Source organism: Chitinivorax tropicus (assembly GCF_014202905.1).
GTDB lineage: Bacteria > Pseudomonadota > Gammaproteobacteria > Burkholderiales > SCOH01 > Chitinivorax > Chitinivorax tropicus.
The window spans coordinates 1-2,578 of record NZ_JACHHY010000067.1 but is presented as its reverse complement, the minus strand read 5'-3'; the positions used below and the strand labels follow the sequence as shown (position 1 = coordinate 2,578).

Sequence of the window (2,578 nt, the reverse complement as noted above, 5' to 3'; positions counted from 1 at the left end):
TGAAAGGCGGACTGCCCACCAAGCTGACCGCCCCCATCTTCACCTCGGAAAACCTGTATCTGCAGAAGGCGAATGAGAAATATCGCGCCTACCTGATTGAGGCTGCGAAGCGCTATGGATTCACTCCGCATGCCCTGGCAGCGATCATCAATGCCGAGGCAGCAAAAGTCAAGAAAACCGGAGAATGGCGTGCAGACTCGAAATGTGATGATGCTTGGGGGTTGACACAGTTCAAGCCACCCGCATGGGTTGAGTATGTTGCCACTGCAGGGTCGCAGGGGAATCTGATGGCGTTGAAGCTGATTGGGGCCAATGAGTTATGCAATGATGGGATGACCCTTTACATACCGAATGGGCAGAAACGCAAGCCGATTTCCAGCGGTAAGTATGAGCAAATCTTGGAATTGCGGCTTGATCCTGCTCTGGCTATCGATGCAGCTGCGTGGTATGCCCACAAGAATTTGACAAAGTTGAAGGACAGCACCGGCATTGATGCATTCAAGTTGCCGCCGGATCAGCAAATCAAGGTTGCCTATGCGCTGCACCATGAAGGGAGTAAGGGTGGGGTGCTATTCATGACTGGCAAACTGAAGTCTTTACAGAAGGATAAGGCGTTAAGAAAACTAGGAGGTCAGTTAAAACCCGGCAAGCAGTATACCGATATGCAGCGGATTGAGGCTGCTGAAGAATATGCCAAAGATTTTGAGGGTGACTATGCCGAAGCCTACTATTACTGGCTGATCAACCATATGGATGCTCACATTCTGGTCAAGAATTTCATGTGCAATCATGAAGGATTTGAAGAGAAATCAGCTTTTGATGTGTTGGAGCCTTTGCTCGGTTTTAAGATCAGGCGTAAACCCCCCAAGGCACCGGTCAAAAAACCTAGTCATGGCAAGGCAGGGAAGACACCATCGCCACAATCAGCCAAGCCAGCCCCTCCCGCATCGAGCACGGCTCCAGTCAAATCAGCACCTGTCACAGCTGGCAAGCCGCCAGCGCCATCCATCACCGGAAAAGAGACTGGCGAGATTGCGGCCATGGTGTGCGTAGGAGGGGATGAGCGTTGGCATAACCCGTTGGCGGCGTGCGCAATACGCATTGGCGGGTATCATGACAGTATTACCAACCCGAAGCATGCTCGCTTGAAGTCGAGCTTTGGGCCGAATCGTACAGAAATCAAAAAAGGTAAGGTGGTACCACGCTGGCATCATGGGATCGATTTACAGGCAGCCAAGGGAACGGAAGCCTTTGCGGTGGTAAATGGCGTGGTCGAGATCCGGCATGCCAAGAAGAATGACAAAGGATATGGAAATTGTCTGACCATCAAAGCCTCGATGAACGACCTGCCAGAGCGCGATAGAAAATACTTGATGGATCAAGGTGTGGATGAGAAAGACTACGTCCACTTCTTTTATGGACACCTGAGTGAGTTCTTGGTCGAGCCGGCCAAAGGCAAGGTGCTGGCAGTTGAGGCTGGACAATTGATTGGCAAGACGGGGGACACCGGTAATGCAAAAGGAATGGTTGGGGTCGGTTTTACTGGTGAAAAAAAGGATGCTGGGCATCTTCATTTTGAAGTGTATGTGCAGGATAAAAAGGGCGGAAAGAAGCGGGTTGATCCACTGCCATTGATTAAGAACTGCAAATAATAGAATTGATAAGGAATGATCGATGCTTGCGAATCAGGTACGTGTAGTCTCTGTATTTGTTCTTCTGGCTTCAGCTTTTTTTCCGGGCCTTTCATGGGCGGATAAAGCGAATGATCAGCGCATCATGCGTGAGATCAAAGAGAACATGAGCATGTTAAATCGTGAGCCAGAGCGCCGCGATGATATGTCAGATGATGAAAGATGGTTGTATGCGGATAGAAATGAAGCAGTGCTGATTAATAGAAAAACTGGTGAGCGTATTGGACTGTTTGAGCCATTTGGAAGTGAGAAAAATGTGCAAAAATATGAGATTAGGCGTTTTTTAGGCAAGAAGGTAATCGGGAGGTATGATTCTTTCCTATCTAAAGATTGTTCCGAGAATGCCTCTGTGAGTGTTCTTAAGCAGTTTAATGATGTGACGTTTATTAATGTTAGTTGCCGTTCAAATGTAGTTGGTAAATCAGGAGCAGAGCAGGGTATGTCCATGTTAGCCTTGAATAAATCGGATGGCAGGTTATATGTATTTTACTCTGATGAAGGGGTTGTCATGAGGGGGCCGACTTTCAAGAGGAAATTAGATGGGTATGATGTGAATTTTTCATATCGCCAAACTGGTAATAAAGAGGTTTACAAAGTTTCAATGTGGGTTGGGCTGGTTAAGGATAAGAATAATCAAATGATATTAGGCTCTACTGGAAATGACGAGTGGGGGCAGCCAGGTGAACAGAAAAAACTACCAAATGATCCCATCTATGATCTGCCCTAAGTGGTTTGCGAAGCAGGCGTAGCCTTCCGGATCGAAGAGCTGAGTGACGACAACACAGACAGCCTGTTGACAGACGCCTGTGGCCACCAACTGGCCCTATTCGCGCACAGCCGCCTGGTACCGGAAGACTGGGCCAGCGCCCACAGCCTGGGGGGGCAGG

Annotated in this window: 2 protein-coding genes; both read left to right on the top strand. The window is 48.6% G+C overall.

All coding sequences use genetic code 11. The features are described 5' to 3' along the window. Positions 1–287: 287 nt before the first annotated feature. Positions 288–1,652: a M23 family metallopeptidase gene (locus tag HNQ59_RS19235; RefSeq protein ID WP_184042007.1), complete on the top strand. Its 1,365-nt coding sequence runs from the start codon at positions 288–290 to the stop codon at positions 1,650–1,652. Between the two features lie 22 nt (positions 1,653–1,674). Further along, positions 1,675–2,418 (top strand): hypothetical protein, encoded by a 744-nt coding sequence (locus HNQ59_RS19230; RefSeq protein ID WP_184042006.1) that lies wholly within the window; start codon positions 1,675–1,677, stop codon positions 2,416–2,418. Positions 2,419–2,578: the final 160 nt, after the last annotated feature.